The 17,411-nt window shown below is 64.8% G+C and carries 14 protein-coding genes and 3 pseudogenes; 10 read left to right on the forward strand and 7 right to left on the reverse strand.

Annotated features, from left to right (window positions below; genetic code table 11):
* Positions 1-41 precede the first annotated feature (41 nt).
* Genes OIE68_RS04110 through OIE68_RS04125 form a run of 3 tightly spaced genes read left to right on the forward strand, consistent with a single transcriptional unit; the run spans position 42 to position 3,941 of the window.
* Complete coding sequence (locus tag OIE68_RS04110) at positions 42-539, forward strand: MarR family winged helix-turn-helix transcriptional regulator (RefSeq protein ID WP_327101565.1); 498 nt, start codon at positions 42-44, stop codon at positions 537-539.
* Positions 532-3,120, forward strand: a complete 2,589-nt coding sequence (locus OIE68_RS46945) for an MFS transporter (RefSeq protein ID WP_419150672.1) — start codon at positions 532-534, stop codon at positions 3,118-3,120. The genes OIE68_RS04110 and OIE68_RS46945 overlap by 8 nt, the downstream gene beginning before the upstream one ends.
* Positions 3,120-3,941 carry a YceI family protein gene (locus tag OIE68_RS04125; RefSeq protein WP_327098069.1) on the forward strand — a complete coding sequence of 274 codons (822 nt, stop codon included), beginning with the start codon at positions 3,120-3,122 and terminating at the stop codon, positions 3,939-3,941. The genes OIE68_RS46945 and OIE68_RS04125 overlap by 1 nt, the downstream gene beginning before the upstream one ends.
* Here OIE68_RS04125 and OIE68_RS04130 read toward each other — a convergent pair whose 3' ends face one another.
* Complete coding sequence (locus tag OIE68_RS04130; protein ID WP_327098070.1) at positions 3,942-4,481, reverse strand: hypothetical protein; 540 nt, start codon at positions 4,479-4,481, stop codon at positions 3,942-3,944.
* A complete protein-coding gene (locus tag OIE68_RS04135; protein WP_327098071.1) occupies positions 4,478-4,942 on the reverse strand; it encodes a hypothetical protein in 465 nt (154 codons plus the stop codon). The genes OIE68_RS04130 and OIE68_RS04135 overlap by 4 nt, the downstream gene beginning before the upstream one ends.
* Before the next feature lie 78 nt (positions 4,943-5,020).
* Here OIE68_RS04135 and OIE68_RS04140 point away from each other — a divergent pair, with 78 nt between their 5' ends.
* Entirely contained in the window at positions 5,021-5,560 is a 540-nt protein-coding gene (locus OIE68_RS04140; RefSeq protein ID WP_327098072.1) for a MarR family transcriptional regulator, read from the forward strand.
* A 368-nt stretch (positions 5,561-5,928) separates the two neighbouring features.
* On the opposite strand, the gene OIE68_RS46950 is transcribed toward OIE68_RS04140, so the two are convergent.
* Entirely contained in the window at positions 5,929-7,008 is a 1,080-nt protein-coding gene (locus OIE68_RS46950) for a transposase (protein ID WP_419150747.1), read from the reverse strand.
* Positions 7,009-7,342: 334 nt separating this feature from the next.
* Here OIE68_RS46950 and OIE68_RS04150 point away from each other — a divergent pair, with 334 nt between their 5' ends.
* The 4 genes from OIE68_RS04150 to OIE68_RS04165 all read left to right on the forward strand — a co-directional run bounded on the left by OIE68_RS04150 (position 7,343) and on the right by OIE68_RS04165 (position 10,551).
* Positions 7,343-8,254 (forward strand): SGNH/GDSL hydrolase family protein, encoded by a 912-nt coding sequence (locus OIE68_RS04150; protein ID WP_327098073.1) that lies wholly within the window; start codon positions 7,343-7,345, stop codon positions 8,252-8,254.
* Positions 8,255-8,386: 132 nt separating this feature from the next.
* Entirely contained in the window at positions 8,387-8,758 is a 372-nt protein-coding gene (locus OIE68_RS04155; protein WP_327098074.1) for a hypothetical protein, read from the forward strand.
* Positions 8,759-8,875: 117 nt separating this feature from the next.
* Positions 8,876-9,286 carry a hypothetical protein gene (locus OIE68_RS04160; RefSeq protein ID WP_327098075.1) on the forward strand — a complete coding sequence of 137 codons (411 nt, stop codon included), beginning with the start codon at positions 8,876-8,878 and terminating at the stop codon, positions 9,284-9,286.
* A complete protein-coding gene (locus tag OIE68_RS04165; protein WP_327098076.1) occupies positions 9,283-10,551 on the forward strand; it encodes an acyltransferase in 1,269 nt (422 codons plus the stop codon). The genes OIE68_RS04160 and OIE68_RS04165 overlap by 4 nt, the downstream gene beginning before the upstream one ends.
* Before the next feature lie 102 nt (positions 10,552-10,653).
* On the opposite strand, the pseudogene OIE68_RS04170 reads toward OIE68_RS04165, so the two are convergent.
* The 3 genes and pseudogenes from OIE68_RS04170 to OIE68_RS04180 form a co-directional block, all read right to left on the reverse strand.
* Positions 10,654-10,971 (reverse strand): annotated as a pseudogene (locus OIE68_RS04170) (phosphoribosyltransferase); the annotation flags it as partial.
* A gap of 48 nt (positions 10,972-11,019) precedes the next feature.
* A complete protein-coding gene (locus tag OIE68_RS04175; RefSeq protein WP_327098077.1) occupies positions 11,020-12,075 on the reverse strand; it encodes a site-specific integrase in 1,056 nt (351 codons plus the stop codon).
* A 1,205-nt stretch (positions 12,076-13,280) separates the two neighbouring features.
* Positions 13,281-13,886, reverse strand: a complete 606-nt coding sequence (locus tag OIE68_RS04180; protein WP_327098078.1) for an alpha/beta hydrolase — start codon at positions 13,884-13,886, stop codon at positions 13,281-13,283.
* Between the two features lie 745 nt (positions 13,887-14,631).
* Here OIE68_RS04180 and OIE68_RS04185 point away from each other — a divergent pair.
* Together OIE68_RS04185 and OIE68_RS04190 are read left to right on the forward strand one after the other, a co-directional pair.
* Positions 14,632-14,829 (forward strand): annotated as a pseudogene (locus OIE68_RS04185) (cutinase family protein); the annotation flags it as partial.
* A gap of 85 nt (positions 14,830-14,914) precedes the next feature.
* Positions 14,915-15,397 (forward strand): annotated as a pseudogene (locus tag OIE68_RS04190) (FAD-dependent oxidoreductase); the annotation flags it as partial.
* A 111-nt stretch (positions 15,398-15,508) separates the two neighbouring features.
* On the opposite strand, the gene OIE68_RS04195 reads toward OIE68_RS04190, so the two are convergent.
* Entirely contained in the window at positions 15,509-17,314 is a 1,806-nt protein-coding gene (locus OIE68_RS04195; RefSeq protein ID WP_327098079.1) for a serine/threonine-protein kinase PknD, read from the reverse strand.
* Positions 17,315-17,411 lie beyond the last annotated feature (97 nt).

Below are 17,411 nucleotides of genomic sequence, written 5' to 3' on the forward strand. Positions count from 1 at the left end.
GTTGTGTAGTACAAGCAACTAATCTCGTGCTGGGAGTGGGCATGGCAGTGTCACCCGATGCGGCTCAGGGCCTGATAAAGGAGCTCTATTTCATGGGCCGGGCGATCCGCGCTGCCCTTTCGCACCCGGAAGAAGGGCAGCTGCTTCCGGGCGGTGTCGGCGTGCTGGGCTCCCTCGAGGCCAGGGGGCCGTGCCGGCAGGTGGATCTGGCCGTGGACTTGTGCATCAGCCCATCGACACTGAGCAGGCAGGTCGCCGAGCTGGTGAGCTCCGGCGACATTGCCCGCCATGCCGATCCCAGCGACGGCCGGGCCACCCTCATCCAAATCACCGACCAAGGACGCGATCTGCTGCGGCGCATCCGGGTGTCGCGGGCGCGGGGATTGCAGGCTGCGCTCGCCGATTGGAGCGAGGACGAAGCCGCGCAGGCCGCGATGGTTGTTCAGAAGCTCAGGAATTCACTGGCCGCGGTTGCCCACCACACGACGGTGGGTGAGTGCGAGCCGGTTTCGACGGAGAGTCAGGAAGTGGATGTCTAATTCAGTCGATGCGGGGCCGCGGCGCGATCCGGACGCGATGACCCATCGTCAGGTCCTGGAAGCCCTGACCGGGTTGCTGGCGGCGCTGTTCACGGCGCTGCTCAGCACCACGATCGTCTCGACCGCGCTGCCGACGATCATCGGTGATCTGCAGGGGTCGCAGACCGCATACGCCTGGGTCATCACCACGGCGCTGCTGGCCAATGCGGCATCCACCCCGATCTGGGGCAAGTTCGCCGACCTGTTCAATAAGAAGCTGCTGGTCCAATCGGCCATCGTCATCTTCGTCGCCGGCTCGATCATCGCCGGAGTCGCGCACAACGTGCCGGTGCTGTTGGTCGCTCGCGTCGTCCAAGGTATCGGCATGGGCGGGTTGACCGCCCTGGTCGTGGCGATCATCGGTTCGATCGTCGCGCCTCGCGAACGCGGTCGGTACTCGGGCTATATGGGCGCGGTAATGGCGGTATCGATGTCGGGCGGCCCCATCCTCGGCGGCGTCATCGTCGACAGCCCGCTCGGCTGGCGCTGGTGCTTCTTCGTGTGCGTGCCCATCGCGGTGATCGCGCTGGTGCTGCTGCAGCGGACGCTGCGGCTGCCCACCGAGCGCAAGGCGGGTGTGTCGATCGACTGGCTAGGTGCGGCGCTGCTGACCGCCGGTGTTTCGGTGCTGCTGATCTGGGTGTCGTTCGCCGGAAAGGCGAACTACTACGCCTGGATCTCCACGCAGTCGGCGCTCTACGTCGGTGCCGGTGTACTGCTGCTGATCGCGACCGTGTGGGTCGAGTCCCGCGCCAAGTCGCCGATCATCCCGTTGTCCATCGTCACCGAACGCACTACGGGTCTGGCGATCATCGCCTCGATCGCCGTCGGTGTCGGCATGTTCGGTGCGACCACCTTCCTCGGACAGTACTTCCAGACCGCGCGCGGCTACTCGCCGACCGTGGCGGGTGTTCTGACCATCCCGCTGGTGGCTGGCATGCTGACCGCATCGGTCGGCTCCGGCCAGCTGATCACCCGGTTCGGCAAGTGGAAGAGCTTCGTCGTCAGCGGCGGTGCGCTGCTGGTGGTCGGTTTCGGGCTGCTGTCCACGATCGACCACGCGACCAACCTGTGGCTGGTCGGCATCTACATCGCTGTCGTCGGGCTCGGCGTCGGCATGATGATGCAGAACCTGGTGCTGGCCGTGCAGAACACCGTGAGCGTGCACAATATCGGCGCGGCATCCAGCAGCGTCGCCTTCTTCCGCACCTTCGGCGGCGCGATCGGGGTATCGGTCCTTGGGTCGGTGCTGGCAACCCAGGTCAGCGATCTGTCCAAGGAAGGGTTTGCCAAACTCGGCATTCAGACGACCTCTTCCGGCGGCGGCAACCTCGATCTCGACGCCCTCCCCGGACCCATCGCCACCATCGTGCGCGCATCCTACGGCGACGCGACCGGCCGGATCTTCCTGATCGCCGCGGCCGCAACGGTCGTCGCCCTCATCGCGACCGCCTTCCTGCCGAACCGCCCGCTGCGCCGCACGATCGACATCGATCCGGGCCTCGACCCGACCACGAAAGAGTCTGCGTCGCAGGACAATCCGACCGCAGCGGACGACATGGCGGCACTGGATGCCGAACTGGCCGCATTCGCGGAGTCGAGCTGGGACGAAAACCAACTCTGGGAGGGCGCCGAGCGGGTGTTGTCCGAGCCTGAACCGGTGCCGGCAGCGTCGGTCAATGGGCATGGGGCGGTGGAACAGAACGGTCGTGTGTACCGAGTCGTCGCGTCGTCGCAGACCGGTCTGTCGACGGACGGGTTGTCCGGGTCGGACTCCGGTGGTGCGGCGTTGGGTGGTCGTGTCCATCGTGAGGACGGTCGTCCGGTGCCGGGTGCGGTGTTGACGTTGATCGACCAGGGTGGCCGTCAGCTCGCGCGTGCGAGCAGTGCCGCTGATGGTGGTTATGCGATCACCGCGCCCCAGACGGGTGGCTATGTGTTGATCGTGTCGGCGATGGGGCATCAGCCGACTGCGGTCACTGTGTCGATCGGTCAGCGGCCCCAGCACCTGGATCTGACCTTGGTGGGTTCGGGTGAGTTGTCGGGTGTGGTCCGTACCGCCGGCCACGGTGTGCCGTTGTCGGGTGCGACCGTCACATTGACCGACGTGCATGGTGAAGTGGTCGGAGCGGCTGTCACCGGCGACGACGGCACCTACGTGTGCCACGGTGTGGTGTCGGGTGTCTATACCTTGGTCGCGGTCGCTGAGCAAATGCGTCCCAGTGCCACCACATTGACGGTGCCCGACAGTGGTGTGTTGCGTCATGACATCGAGTTGGCTGCGATGGCGGTACTTGCCGGGTCCGCGTGCGCCGACGGCCGGGCGGTGCCCGATGTGCTGGTCAGTGTGCTCGACGCAGCCTGTGAGGTGACCGCGACGGCACGCACCGACGAGAACGGCCGCTATGTCGTGACCGATCTGCGCGAGGGGCAGTACACCGTGGTTGCCCGTGGTTATCCGCCGGTGACCGGGCAGGTCACTGTGTCGGGTGGCGAGGTCGCCTATGACGTGCGACTCGGTTACGAGCCTGGAGGTCGTTGATGAGTGGGGTGACCGGTCGTGTTTGCACCGTTCAGGGGTGGCCGGTGCCGGATGCGGTGTTGACGGTGACGGACATGCGGGGCCGCCAGATCGCCCGTGCGGTTGCCGACGAGACGGGGGAGGTGGGCACCGAGCTGTTGCCTGCCGGTGTTCATACCGCGGTGCTCACTGCTGTCGGGTTCGAACCGGTGGCGCGGAGCGTGCAGATCTCTTCGGTGGGGACGGGTGTGCTCGGTGAGGTGGTGTTGGTGCCGGTCGAGGGGGCGGTGGCGTCGCCGCCGCCGGGGCCGTGGACGATCGATCCGGTGCATTCGACGGTGATCGCAACTGTGCGTCATCTGGGTATCGCGAGTATCAAGGCCCGCTTCGCGGAGGTGAGTGGGCGGCTCGATATTGCCGAGCCGTTCGAACGGTCCACCGGGCACGCGGAGATCAAGGCCGCGGGTATCGATACCGGTAACTCGATGCGTGACAATCACCTGCGCTCACCCGAGTTCCTGGATGTCGACACTTATCCGACGATCATTTTCACCGGAAGCGGGTTGCGTCGTACCAGTGGTGACACGTGGGTGATGCCGGGTGAGCTGACCCTGCACGGGCAGTGTCGCGCGGTCGATCTCGACGTGACCTATGGCGGGTTCGGACCGGACCCGTGGGGTGGTGTGCGTGCCGCGTTCCACGCCGAAACACTACTGCACCGCAACGATTTCGCGATCGATTACAACGCGGTCGTGCGCGCGGGAGTAGCCGCGGTCGGCACCAGCGTCAAACTCGACCTCGACATCGAAGTCGTACAAGGCGACCAGCTACCCGCAATCTAGCTAACTGCCGCCGAAATACCTTGTACTGGAATAACATTGGGTGATCCGTGCGTCCGCGACGAAGGATGGAGTGGGGATGATGCGGTCAGTCGTTGTCGATGCGCGTCGGCTGGCGGGGCGAAGGCGTGGTTTGTGCACCGTGGCGACCGGATTGTCGGCGGGACGAATGAGGTTGTCGTCGACCGCGTGCCGGTACAGGCAGCGCAGGGCACTGACAGCGGAATGGACGGTGGCGTACCCGCCGCGATCCTGGGCGCGTACCTGCCGCTGGGACTGGATCATTGCGAGCAACTGCTTGAATTCCGACGCCGAAGGTTCATCGATGCGCCGATCCGGCCACAGGGCGATCATGCGCTGCCAATACCCCAGATAGCAGTCCCGCGTGGAGGTCGCGGGCATGGCCGCATACACCACCGGCACATACTCGGCGAAAGTCGGCACCGTCGATCCCGGCCCGGCACTGTCTCGCAGGTCGTCGAGGCTGACACCGAGGCGTTCGAGCAGCAACGCGGCGGTGTGTATATCGGCGCTCGAGGTCATCGCGCGCTCACTTCCGCGACCACAGCGCCGCAGGCGCGATGCAGCATCTGCTCGACCAGAGCCGGAGCCAGGACGAGCAGGATCCCCGCTTGCGGGTGCGCAGCGATCAATACGTTATCGCCAGCGCGCACGTCGATACGCCGACGCGCCCGCGCGGGCACTCGCAGGGCGCCACCCGCGCCGATCCGCAACCCCGCCCCGGCGCCGGGGCCGACCACCAGCATGTCCGAACAGATGCTCCAGGCGAGCGCGGTGTGCGGCGTCCACCCCACATGCGACAACACATCCTGCACCAAGACCCGACCGTTGACGTCGACCCGGCGGATGCCGCACCGCCACTGCAGCTTCGGCACCGAGGCCGCGCGGAACAGTTCGGTGACCGGACGGTGCTGGCCGTCACCATGCGGCGCGCTCCTCTCAGCCTTGCCCGGTAGAACAGGTGTCAGAAAATCGGGTGTCATCGCTACCGTTCGCTTCCCGTGCCGTCACTCCGTAACAGCACAACTTATGGAGCGAATTCGCTGGGATACAGTGTTCTGATGCCCGAAGAAGCGCATTCCACACCAGTGGTGCGTGGCGGAGCGGCCGCGGGGTCCGATGGTGTTACCGCAACCGTCGGGGGAACCGATGCCGACCTGCTCTCGCTCGCATCACAGCTGTGTTTTGCTCTGTACTCCACATCCCGATCGATGACGGCGGCATACCGGCCGTTTCTCGAGGGGATGGGTATTACCTATCCGCAGTATCTGGCCCTGCTGGCGTTGTGGGGGCGGCCCGCGATGACCATGAAGGAACTCGGCGAACAGTTGCAGCTGGACTATGGCACGGTCTCACCGCTCATCCAGCGACTCCAGGCACATGGTCTGGTCGAGAGCGTCCGGAGTGCCAACGACCGCCGCGCCGTCGAACTGCGCGCCACCGAAGCCGGACGCGCCCTGCAACCGCAGGCCCGGCAGATGATCGAGGCGGTCATGGCCGAGGTCGGCTATCCGATCGAGCATCTCATCCGGCTGCGCGACCAGGTCAACGCGCTCGGCGCCCGCCTCGACGCGGCCGTTGCCGAGCGATCCGGCCGGTAATCACCGTCCGCCCTGACTCGTGCGCCGAGTTCGGGAGTCGAGTAACTCGGGCCTGCCGATCGACCACCGGCGGTTCGGAGTCGTTGTCGGTCAGCCACCAATGTCGGCCAGGGCTTGGAAGGCTCGTTTCGGGCAGCTTGCCGCCGAAGCGCTTTCGAACCTTGGCCGCTGTGTCGGCCAGCGCGGCGTTGATGCGGGTGTTGGCGTCGGCGAGGCCGGCCATGCCGCCGGATCGCCACTGCTGAATGTTTCGATCCTGGCGTAGGTATCGGCTCCAGGGAGGAAACCGGTGGCGAACAGACTCAGTTCGCATCGGCATCGACATCATCCGATCCGCAGAACACTGGCGTGCCACGGTCGGCGTGCACTTAAGCTGACACATCCGGTGCTTGGTCGTAGTCCGCTGCACGGGAAGTGCCGATTGGGATGCGCTGCTGCCGCAGCCGATCCGGCAGCGAGATTGCCGTTCCGACGAATGTGAATTGCCGAGTTCCCCATCGGTCGAGCGTGCCGTCCTGACCGAGCACCAGGAAGCCCGCCTCTACGGCCGAGCGCGTGAGTTCCCCTCGCGCAACGCGCGGTAACGCACGTACGACCAGAGGAAGACATCGAGGTTGTCGAAGCGGGTGCCGCCTTCGAGTACCTCCTCTCCGTAAAACCGCACGGCCACTTGGCCGTTGGTGAGCACGACGTACAGATTGCCGACGCTGTCGGCACCAATCGAGCAGACATCGGCGTCGATGATCTCGATCGTGTAGTCCGAATCGCTTATGCCGCAGTCGTTTACAGCGGAGCCGAAACCGTAGGACCAGGAATAGACATCCGGTGCGGCAGGCGGCCCGAGCGCCCCCGTCGGTCGAATGCGGTCCGCGGCAGCCTATCGGAAGCGGACGCATCTCAGTGTCCGGGAAATCGGTGTGCGGTGCTCGGTTCCTGCTCAAACTTGCCAGCCAGCAGGGTATTCCGACTCGAAGGAGTGCTCGCATGGCTGGCGAACGACCGTAGCGCCGCAGGGGTATCACGGTCGATGATCTCCCCTTGTGGCCACTGACGTGGACTCGGCGGCGAAGTCGGTGAGAAATCGGCTCCCTCGAGCACGTCCCGCAGATCAATGGTGCCCCATCGGCGCCCGACCTCGGCTTTGATCGTGTCCAGGTTCGCCGGTTCGGGCAGCTTCTCCAGTTTCGGCACCGGGTCCACGGCTCCGGTTTGAACCGCCCTGTTGGTGCCTGCCGGGCCGCACCGGCTTGTGTCGGTGCATCTTTGGGCATGCAGGCCAGGGCAATTCGATGCAGTGCATTGTTCGCTCCACGATGACCACTACGCGAAAGTCGGTGCCGCGTGGTCTTTCCGGAGGAAGCCGGGACTGGAGCGGCGCCGCACAACGCCGCAAAAGGGGCGATGCGTTCGGCGAGTGTCATTGCGGAAGTGGGTATTCCGGCGATCATCGGCTCGGCGTGTGCCCCGTGGACGGAGGCGCGCAAGCGCAGCGATCAGCACCTTGGTGGCGTGTTCGCGGACAACTCCCCACCTCGGCCGGTGCCATCCCGCTCAGCGGAATCCCGCACTCGGTCCGACACCGTCGGCCACACACTCGACGCACAATCCGATCCCCTATGACCGGTCGCTCCGCTGCCGATCGGATCGGGCCGCGTCTTTGCTGGCCGCACGCGACCTCGCCGGTGCCGCACCAACCGATTAGGAGTGGACATGACTCGAGTAGCCACACCCACCGACGGATTCGACCCGCGCGCCGGATACTGAGAAGGCCAGGGAATTCAGATGTTCGGCGAAAGTGGACGATTGCTGTGCGCTGCTGCGATAGCGCTCGCGGTCTCGATGGCGGGAGCGGGGGGTGCGGGGGCGGATTCCGCCCCCGAGGGGAAAGCGCTTGTGGTGCTGGGTGATTCGTTCTCCGCGAACGCGTGGGACTTTTTCGACCCCGACAACAGTTGCCTACGCCACGGAGAGACGGCCTGGCCCGCGCAACTGGGCAGATTGATGGGCGTGTACGGCACCGATGAGATGGTCGACTCGTCGTGTCCTGGCGCGTCGATCGACAGCGGGCCGGGGTGGACAGTGAGCATGCAGGCCGCGAAGGCCGACAAGGCGGGCGCGTTCGGACCGCGGACCGAATTGGTGACCTTGCAGTTCGGGCTCAATGATCACTGGGGCCGATCCCAACAAACCCTGTGGAAATCGCTGCAGAACTGCGTGTTCAACCTCGTCGACGGTTGCGGGCCGGAGGCCGTGGAGCAGGGCCGCATGACCGATTACAACGGAGTGACCGGGGAATTGTTCGCCGATCGCATGCGCAATGCGGTGACCTACATCCGCTACTACGCGCCGAATGCGCGCATCGCGCTGGTCGGGTATCCGGAACTGTTCACGCCGGGATCGGACGTGTTGTGCCTCAATTTCTTCGGCGTCGCGCCGCTCATCCAGTCGCGCGGGCGCGCGGTGGTGGAGTACTTCGATCGAATCGATGCGGCGCAGCGGGAAGCCGCCCGGCTGTTGCGGGTGGACTTTCTCGATGCCCGCACACTGACCGCGGGGCACGGACTCTGCACGAACGAACCATGGCTGAACGGCGTGTTCGATCCGCGGACAGACATAGCGGGTCTGTACTTTCACCCGTCCAGCCGCGGCGATGCCGTTATCGCGACCGCCATACACGACAGATACGGAAGGTGACTCGATCGGCCGGGGCATAGATCGGCCTGAATATTTGGGGGTTGCCGAATCCGAGTTCGGCGCGGGGGTGGTTTTTCTTGCATATTCCAGTGAAATGATTTCCTGCACTTCAGTTTTCGATTCGAGGACACAATGAAGTTTCCTTTCCACGGGGTGTTCGCAATCCGTTCGGCGGCAGCCGCGATCGGAGGGTTCTTGCTGATCGCCGGTGCGGCGGCATGCGGCAGCGACGAGGAATCCGGCGGTGGTGACGCACCGACCAGTGCGGTGGTGGCTCCGGTAACCAGCACGACGCCCCCGGCGAACAGCCCTGTCGCACCGGTGACCAGCACAGTCGCACCTTTACCAGAAGGCGAGGCCGTGCCCGCGCCCCAGCCTGAGGCCCCCGAACCGCCTGCGACGCAGCCGGTTGCGCCGCCGCCTGCGCCGCCGCAGACCCAACAGGAGAAGCCGGCGCCGCCAACCTTGGACGCGCCCGGGTTCGAACCGCGCGCGGGTTACTGAGGAAGCCGGAGCATTCACGTGTCAGGAAACAGTGCACGATGGTTGTGCGTCGCAGCCACTGTGACAGGGGCCGCAGCAGCGAACGCGGGATCCGCTTCCGAGGGTAAAGAGCTTGTCGTGCTGGGCGATTCGTTCACGGCGAACACCTGGGACCCACTGTCCACGCAACAGCAGTGTGCGCGAGGCCAGACGGCGTGGGCCGCACAGTTGAGCCAGCTGATGGGCATTCACGGGCCCGACCAGGTGGCGAACACATCGTGCCTCGGAGCGTCGATCGACAGCGGCCCGGGGTACACACTTGCCATCGGGGCGAGCGACGCCGCAAAAGTTGGCGCGTTCGGACCGCGCACCAAACTGGACTTCCTCGACGCCCGCGCGCTGACTGCCGGGCACGGACTCTGCTCAGTGCAACCGTGGGTGAACGGCGTGTTCAACCCGAGTGTCGATATCGACGGCCTGCCGTTCCATCCGTCTCCGGCAGGTGATGCCGTGGTCGCGAAAGCACTGTACGAAAGGTACGGAGGATGACTCGCCCGCCCGAGATCGCCCCCTCGACGCGTAAGGAACCGAGTGCCGCCGCCGGGGTGCTTTCCGCGGAGCTGGGTCGGCCCGCGCTGCCGTCGCTGACCGGTGCCCGGTGGTGGGCGGCGTTCGCGGTATTCGTGTTGCACGCCTTGGTTTTCCTGCCGGTCTACCCGTTCCAGAAGTCCGAGTTGTTCCAGCAGATCCACTGGTGGGTGCCCATGCAGCTGGGGGCGGCGGGGGTCACCTTCTTCTTCGTGCTGTCCGGATTCATCATCTACTGGTCGTTCCGGCCCGGGATGTCGGTGCGTGGGTTCTATCGGCGGCGAGTGCTGAAGATCTATCCCATGCATCTGCTGGCCGCGCTGGCCTTCGTGGTGGTGGCGAGTGTGCCGCTGTCACGGCTGGTTGTGTGGGTGCCGAATCTGTTGCTCGTGCACACCTGGGTGCCGAAGTGGACCACCGTGGGCGGATTGAATGTGCCCGCCTGGTCACTGGCCTCGGAAATGCTGTTCTACCTGAGCTTTCCGCTGCTGCTTCCGCTCATCATGCGGATCCCCACTCGGCGGCTGCTGCTGGCCGCGGGTCTGTTGATGCTCGCCATCATCGCCCTGCACACCGCCTACTACCTGTGGGTGCCCGGTCCGAAGGGGATCGCCAATACCTTTGCGCCACGGCTGCTTCCGGGTGACGCCTCCCCGTTTTTCGAACTGCACGCCGATCCGCGCTGGTTCACCCAACCCGATATCCCGGTATCGCTGTCGTACTGGTTGAGCTACAACTTTCCGCTCTCCCGGCTGCCGGAATTCTTTCTCGGCGTCCTGGCGGCCCGCATGGTGCTCGAACAACGTTGGCGCGACACACGTCTCACGCCGCCCCTGCTGGCGCTGGTCTGCGCGTACGCGGCGACCTGGCTGGTGCCGGTGAACTACAAGATGTCGGTGCTGTTGCTCGCGCCGATGACAGCGGTGGTGGCCACCCTCGCCGCACGGGACCTGCACGGAATTCGCGGTCTCAACGCCCATCCGCGCATGGTATGGCTGGGCAACATCTCCTACGCCTTCTACCTGATCCAATTCCCGGTAATGGTGTTGATCACCCGAAATCTCATCGGCGGCAAACAGTTCGGCATTATCGGGTGGGCCGTATTCGCAATACTCAGCCTGATCATCTCGACCATCATCGCCGCAGTGCTGTACCACTGGGTGGATCTGCCGGTCATGCGCCGCTTCGCTCGCGCGAAACGAAACGCACAACCGACACCGGCCTGAGCCGCCGTGCCTCAATGGCTCCGCCTCCGGGTGGCCGTCCTCAACGGTCACCTGTTCACAGGCGAAGACGTTCTGCCTGAGCCGCGCGTCGAGTCGTACGGTTCAGGCGTCGAGTACTCGGGCCTGCCGATCGACCACCGGCGGTTCGGTGGACCAGGGGAAGTTGATCCAGCGGTCGGTGCGCCGCCAGACGTATTCGCAATCGACCTCGGAATGCGGCTTCTGATACACGACCGCGCAGCGCACCTCGGCGACATGGTCGATGCAGAAGTCGCGCACGAGTTTGAGGGTGGCGCCGGTATCGGCCACATCGTCGGCGATCAGGACCGTCGCACCGGCCAGATCGACCGCCTGCGGGACCGGCGGCAGCATGACCGGGAGATCGAGGCGCTGATCGATACCGGTGTAGAACTCGACGTTCTAACACCTTGATTGGGGCGAACTCGCATCATTTGCGTGTTCATAGCGTCAGAGACTACATCCACTGGGCCCTCTCGGGGCAAGTGGATGCGGAACCTTGCGCGCCAGCGGATGGGGTTGTCCGGTCAGCGCAACCAGGGCTTCGGCGATCTCCACGATTCCGGCGCGGGTGTAGATCGGGGTCGCGCTGGCGTTTGCCGACGGAGCGTGGCCAGCGTAGGCGCGCGCGACTGCTTCACCGAACTGCCGCTCCACATAGGTGAGGGTTGTGTGCCGGATCCAGTGTGGCGTTACCTGCAGACGCGCCGCCCACGGAAGGTGCTTTCGGATCCGCGCAGTCAGATAGTCGTAGCGCCGGGTGGTGATAGGGCGACCATCGCGGTATCGGAGTACCTGGCTGGTGGTCTCCTCGCCTCCACGTCTGCTCACGTGCTCGAGTAACTTGCTAATCAGAAACGGGGAAATCGGTTGCCAGCGAATGGTTTCCCCTTTCTCGCGAAGCCTGAGCAGACAGCTGTCCGGATCCAGGTCGTCGACCTGGAGACCGAGAACGCCGGCTCGTCGGCAGGCTGCCTCGATATGTATGCGGACGATCAGAGCGTCCAGTTCGGTGTCGTTTCCCGTCGAGGAAGCGACCTCTCCGATCGCGATGACCTGATCTCGAGTGAGGGCGTGGCGTGGACTGTCGAGGTGTCGGGGCTTCGCGATTTTCTGAGCCGGATTGTCGGCGGGACTGATCAGACCGTCGAGTTCGGCATGACGGTAGATGCACCGCAACGCGGACACCATGTTCGCCGCGGCACCGCGCCCACCACGGGAATTGGCGCGCACGACCGCGCGGCTGCGATGCTGCTGTACCAGGTCGGTGGCCTCGGTGACGGTGGGTTCGTCGAGTGTCCTATCGCCCCACGCATCTTCGAAAATTCGCCAGTAGGAGGAGTAGTTCCTCGTCGTGGTCCTGGGTAAGGCTGTCCGCAGCTTGGCGATGTACTCGGAAAAGGTCGGTGTCGTCTGCCGCGTTGCGATCCTATCGGTGAAGTCCGCGATGTTGACGCCGAGGCGTGACGCGATCAATTGCAGCGCGGAGTCCAGGTCGTCGGTCATGACTGCTACTGCCAGGGGTCGGGGAGGTAGTTCCATAACGCCGTCGCAACGATGGCGATCGGTAACACAACCAAGATGTCCCGCGTGAGATCGGCCGCGATCAGCGCCCGGTCACCGGGATTCAGATTGCAGCGATGACGGTTTGCGGACGGGATCCGTAGATATCCAGTACGCCCGACAGCCCAACGGCTCTGACGAGCACACCGGGCAACGACAACGCGGTGGTCCCCGTGGAACGAGACAAACTGGCCTGGAGCCCATCCGAGAGCCTTGAGTGACGATCGATCCGACAGGCGACCGTGGTCATTGATCGTCGTAGATGCACAGTGCAGTGCGCCGATTGGGTTGTCGATGACACCCGGAAACGCGAAAGGAACGTCGAGCGACTCGGCCAGTCGGTTCGAAGCTCGGTACAACTGATCGAACTGCAGGTTGGCTGCGCTACTCGCAGCCGATTCAGACGGCGGTTGTGCACGTTGACCGGCAGGGGATGGAAGGTTGAAGCCGTTCGCCGCCGAGGCGGAGTTGTCTTGGTCATGACGAAGTGATGGCATCGGGCGCTGCTTTCTGCCCTGCCTGCTGATTCTCCCTCATCCATAAAAGCTGATCTTCGACGACCGCGCCACCCCTGGAGCAGGCGTACACCCCATCGAGGTTCGAATCCTCCAGGCGCAGTCTGTCTATGAAACGCACTGTTTGCCGATTACGTGATCGCAGTGCGCAGGCATGACTGGCAGGTTGTGACCTGTTTCCAGACAAGAAAGTTCGCCGCATCACCCATACGCCGACTTGACGACGTCCGACATCGAAGTCCTGCTGTCCCTCGATGCTTTCCCGCATTTGGCGACGATCGATTCGGATGGATACCCGCACGTCACCCCTAATCTTTTCTCGGCGAGGCCTAGTCTGAGTTGGGGGTTCATGTCGGGAGGGGAGTCGACCAGTACACCAACCCGCCGCAACACCGGAAACTGCTGGTCATCGGCAAATGGCGTGATGATTCTGGTCCGGTTGCCGCAGGTCCGTGCCCCCGGCGGGGCACATCGAACAGGGGAACAGGGAAGACCTGCCTGTTTCGCGTGGGCACCTGGTCATCGAAGCCGAGTACCAGCTGTAGGGCCCCCATCCAGCGCGCGCCACCCGCCGACAAAGCTGCCGTCTGAACCAGCTCAGAATAAGGGATCTTTGGCTGGCCCCTGCCCCGGCTAGACACGCAGGACGGGGCGTGGTGGACGCCCGACGAGGTCCATTGCGGGCTGTGGAGCGACGTAGGTGGCGGCCGCGTGGCGGAACCAGCGTTCCCGTGACCCCAAGGCCCGCCGGCTCACCTCGGCGGGCGGCACCAGACGGTCGAAGCCGTGCCAGCAACCCGGATAGACCTCGAAGTCCACCGGCACCCCGCACGTACGCAAACCATCGACATAAGCGACTGTCTCGTCGAGGAACGGCTCGAGTTCGCCGACGTAGGTGAAAGTGGGTGGCAGGGATAGCCACTCAGTCACTGATCGGCTCCAGCCATGACCGCGGTGATCACGCCGCTGAAGATCGAGCGATTCAACCTTTGCCCAGCCTGCCAACCTACCTGCGGGAAGCTGTGAGGACTCGGCACTCGCAGTCTGCCGTTTCTCACCGAATCCGCAACACATCGTCGCGTCATCGGCGGGGTTTGGCTGTAACGGAGCAGAGGACTCACCCGAAATCCGCACCTGGGTTGAATCTCTGGGAGGACGGCGGCGAAAAGCCAGAAGTCCAACATCGAAGACAAGGGGCACCTCTTTCGCACCCTGTCCACTGATTCTCCCAACATCCATAAAAGCCGATCCTGGCCGTTTACGCCACAACTGCGGGAGTGCGCGGTCCCTGCCAGCATCGGTTGGGCGACACTGCCACCGACGGTCGGAAGCGCTGGCACAGGTACAGGTACCGCGACGAAGCCGTGGCTGTGGAAGTGTCTAACCCGGTCGTCGGAGGACGCGTTGGCCGCTACCTTCCGGCGTGTCTTAGCGTGGCACGCCAAGGACTCCTGCCCCCAGCGACTTTCGGCAACTTTGAGTGGGTGTGCTTTCAGCGAGTCCGCATCCTCGTCCGATTCTCGTTGGGGTCCAAGTCGGGAGAGGGATCGGACCCATATCCCCAACCTGGTGCACGCCACTGAACTGCAGCTTTCCTGAATTTTGTGTGTCTGTGTCTAGGACACGGCGAAGGACAAGGGGAATGCACCGAACTGTAGCGAATTGACAAGCTGGCGTGCGGAATCTGCGGTGAAGTTGCCGAAGGGGATGGCCGGTCGCCCGGCCGCTGGCTCGGCTGAGGTCGGCCCTGCGCGGATGTGCTTCGGTGAGTTGGTATGGACGGGTCCGTGTGTTCAGTTGGTCGGGCCGTCGATGCGGTAGAGGTTGACCTTGTACTGGCCGAATCGCTGGCGGAATATCGCGCTGGCGGTGCGGAGCATAATGCGCCGCGGGAAAGGCACCCGGGCCCGGATCCGGTCCGGCAGTTGGGACAGGTCACGGGATTCGAGGGTTCGTAGGCCGGGGTGCCAGCGCTCGAGTTCGCATGGGTCGTCGCGCGAAGGTCGACGCCGCCGCGGCGCAGATCGCCGAGACCTGCCCTGCCACGATGATCGCCGGGATCGGCTATTCCCAAGGCGCGCAGGCAGTGTCGAGCTTCGCGCGCGACGTCGGCGCGGGCACCGGTCCGATCGCGCCGGAACGTATCGCGGGGATCGCGTTGTATGCCCACCCCGACCGCGCACCGGATGCGCCGATCTTCCCCGGCCGTCCGGGACAGACGGTGCCTGACCCCGCGCCAGGTACCAGCGGTGCCGCGGTCGCCGGGGTGTGCCGGCATGCGGGCCAACCCGCTGACCGCGGACTTCGGGATCGACCGCGACCGGCTGGGTCGACTACCCGTCGACGATTATCTGCGGGTCCGCGGTGTGCCCGGGGTATTCGCCGCCGGCGACGTCGCCGCCGCGAAAATGGACGACGAGCATATGTCGGTGATGTCCTGCCAGCACAGCCGCCCGATGGGTCGATGGGCGGGATACAACGTCATCGGCGATCTTCTGGGCAAGCCCATGAAGCCGTTGCGGATCCCTTGGTATGTAACGGTTCTCGATCTGGGACCGGCAGGCGCGGTATACACCGAGGGCCGGGAGCGCCACGTGGTCGCCTGCGGCGCGCAGGCCAAAGACACCAAGCGCGCCATCAACACCCGGCGTATCTATCCTCCATTGAGCCGCGACCGCGACGCATTGCTGGCCGCCGCCGCGCCCGAACTGCAGGCCGCGCCCGAGCACGGACCCGAGTCCACCCATTGACGATCGATCGCGCTGAAGGATAAAGAATCCGTGTGGGAGGCAGTGACGCAAACACCGCCGTGTCTTCCAGATCGCGGCACCGCTGGGATCGTGTCGGCCGGTCTGAGTGGTTCAGCCGATGGGGAGTTTCACCACCGGATTGGAGCCCAGATCGGTGACGTATACGTTGCCCGCCGTGTCGACCGCCACACCCTGGGGATTCTTCAGGCCGGTGAACGGCAGCGGGGTCGGCGTCGACGCGCCCGCCGCCATCATTACGACCCATTTGTTACCCCAGTCGACGACGTATACGTCTCCCGCCGCGTCGACCGCCACACCCTGGGGATCTTTGAGCCCGGTGAACGGGAAAATGGTCGGCGCCGACGCGCCCGCCGACAATCGCGTCACATGCTCGGTACCTAATTCGGTGACGTATACGTTGCCCGCAGTGTCGACCGCCACACTATCGGGACCTTGGAGGCCCATCAACGGCAGCGTCGTCGGCGCCGACGCGCCCGCCGTCAATTTCATCACCCGATCATTACCCCGGTCGGCGACGTATACGTCTCCCGCGCTGTCGACCGCCACACCATGGGGATCCTTCAGGCCGGGGAACGGCAGGGGGGTCGGCGTCGACGCGCCCGCCGCTAATTTCATCACCCGATCGTTGCTCGTGTCGCTGACGTATACGTTGCCCGCCGTGTCGACCGTCACATCCTGGGGATTCTTCAGGCCGGTGAACGGTAGCGGGGTCGGCGTCGACGCGCCCGCCGCTAATTTCATCACCCGATCGTTACCCATGTCGGTGACGTATACGTTGCCCGCATCGTCGACCGCCACACCGGTGGGCAGGGTTACGTCGGTGAACGGCAGCGGAGTCTGCGACGAGTAGCCCGAGCCGATAATAGGTGTGGGCGAGTTGCCACTGCCGCCTGATTCTCGTTGGACACCGATGAAGACAGCTACGGCGGCCACCACCGTAACCGCGACCGCGGCGGCGAGCAGCCCGGCGGTCTTGGGCGACAATCTGATTCGCCGCGCATGGTGCGCAGCCACGCCCTCGGTGGTGTTGACCGCGGAATCGTCTACCACGGCGCAGGCCGCCGCGGCCAGCTCGTGCACGGTCTGGTAACGCTTGTCGGGGTTTTTGGCCATTCCCTTGGCGATGACCGCATCGAACTCAGGCGGTATATCGGGTGTAGTGGTGCTGGGACGCGGCGGAGGGGTGTGCAGGTGATGGGCGATCACACCCTGTACCCCCGCTGCGCTCGTAAACGGCGGCCGGCCGGTCAGGCACTCGTACAGCACGCACGTCAACGCGTATACGTCCACTCGGGCATCGGCCTTGATCTCCGAGCCGATCTCCTCCGGCGCCATGTAGGCGATGGTGCCGATGGTCTCGCCGATCGTGGTCAGCGTACGGTCGTCGGCGGCGTGGGCGATCCCGAAGTCGATCAGGGAGGCGAACTCATCGGCACCTAGCAAGATGTTGGTGGGTTTGACATCGCGGTGGACCAGCCCGGCGTCGTGGGCCGCCTGCAGCGCGCCCGCCACCTGCGCGATGATCGCCACTGCCCTCTGCGGCGACAAAGCCCCTTCTTTCGTGATCACCTTGCGCAGGTCGGTGCCCTCGATCAAGCGCATATTCAGATAGAGCCGACCGTCGATGTCGCCGAAGTCGTGGATAGGGATCACATGCGGCTCGGTCAACTGCGCTACCGCCCGGCACTCCCGCCGGAACCGCTCGCGCAGTTGCTCGTCATCGGCGAAGCGCTCGGGCAACACCTTGAGCGCCACCACCCGGTTGGTCAGCGAATCCTGCGCCCGCCACACCTGGCCCATGCCGCCCTGACCCAGCAGCGACAGAAGCCGATAGCGTCCGAACGTCTCCGCCGACCCCCGAGTGGCGTCCCCGCCACTCACTTCCGTCTCATCCATTGTGCCGTCCCATGACCACCCGACTGGCAAACGGTGTACTTGCTCGCATTCCCCCTGCCCGCGAGCGGGTGGCCCCATTAGTTGATTTAGCCAGGCC

The sequence above is a fragment of the Nocardia vinacea genome, from assembly GCF_035920345.1.
GTDB classification, from domain to species: Bacteria; Actinomycetota; Actinomycetes; order Mycobacteriales; family Mycobacteriaceae; genus Nocardia; species Nocardia vinacea_A.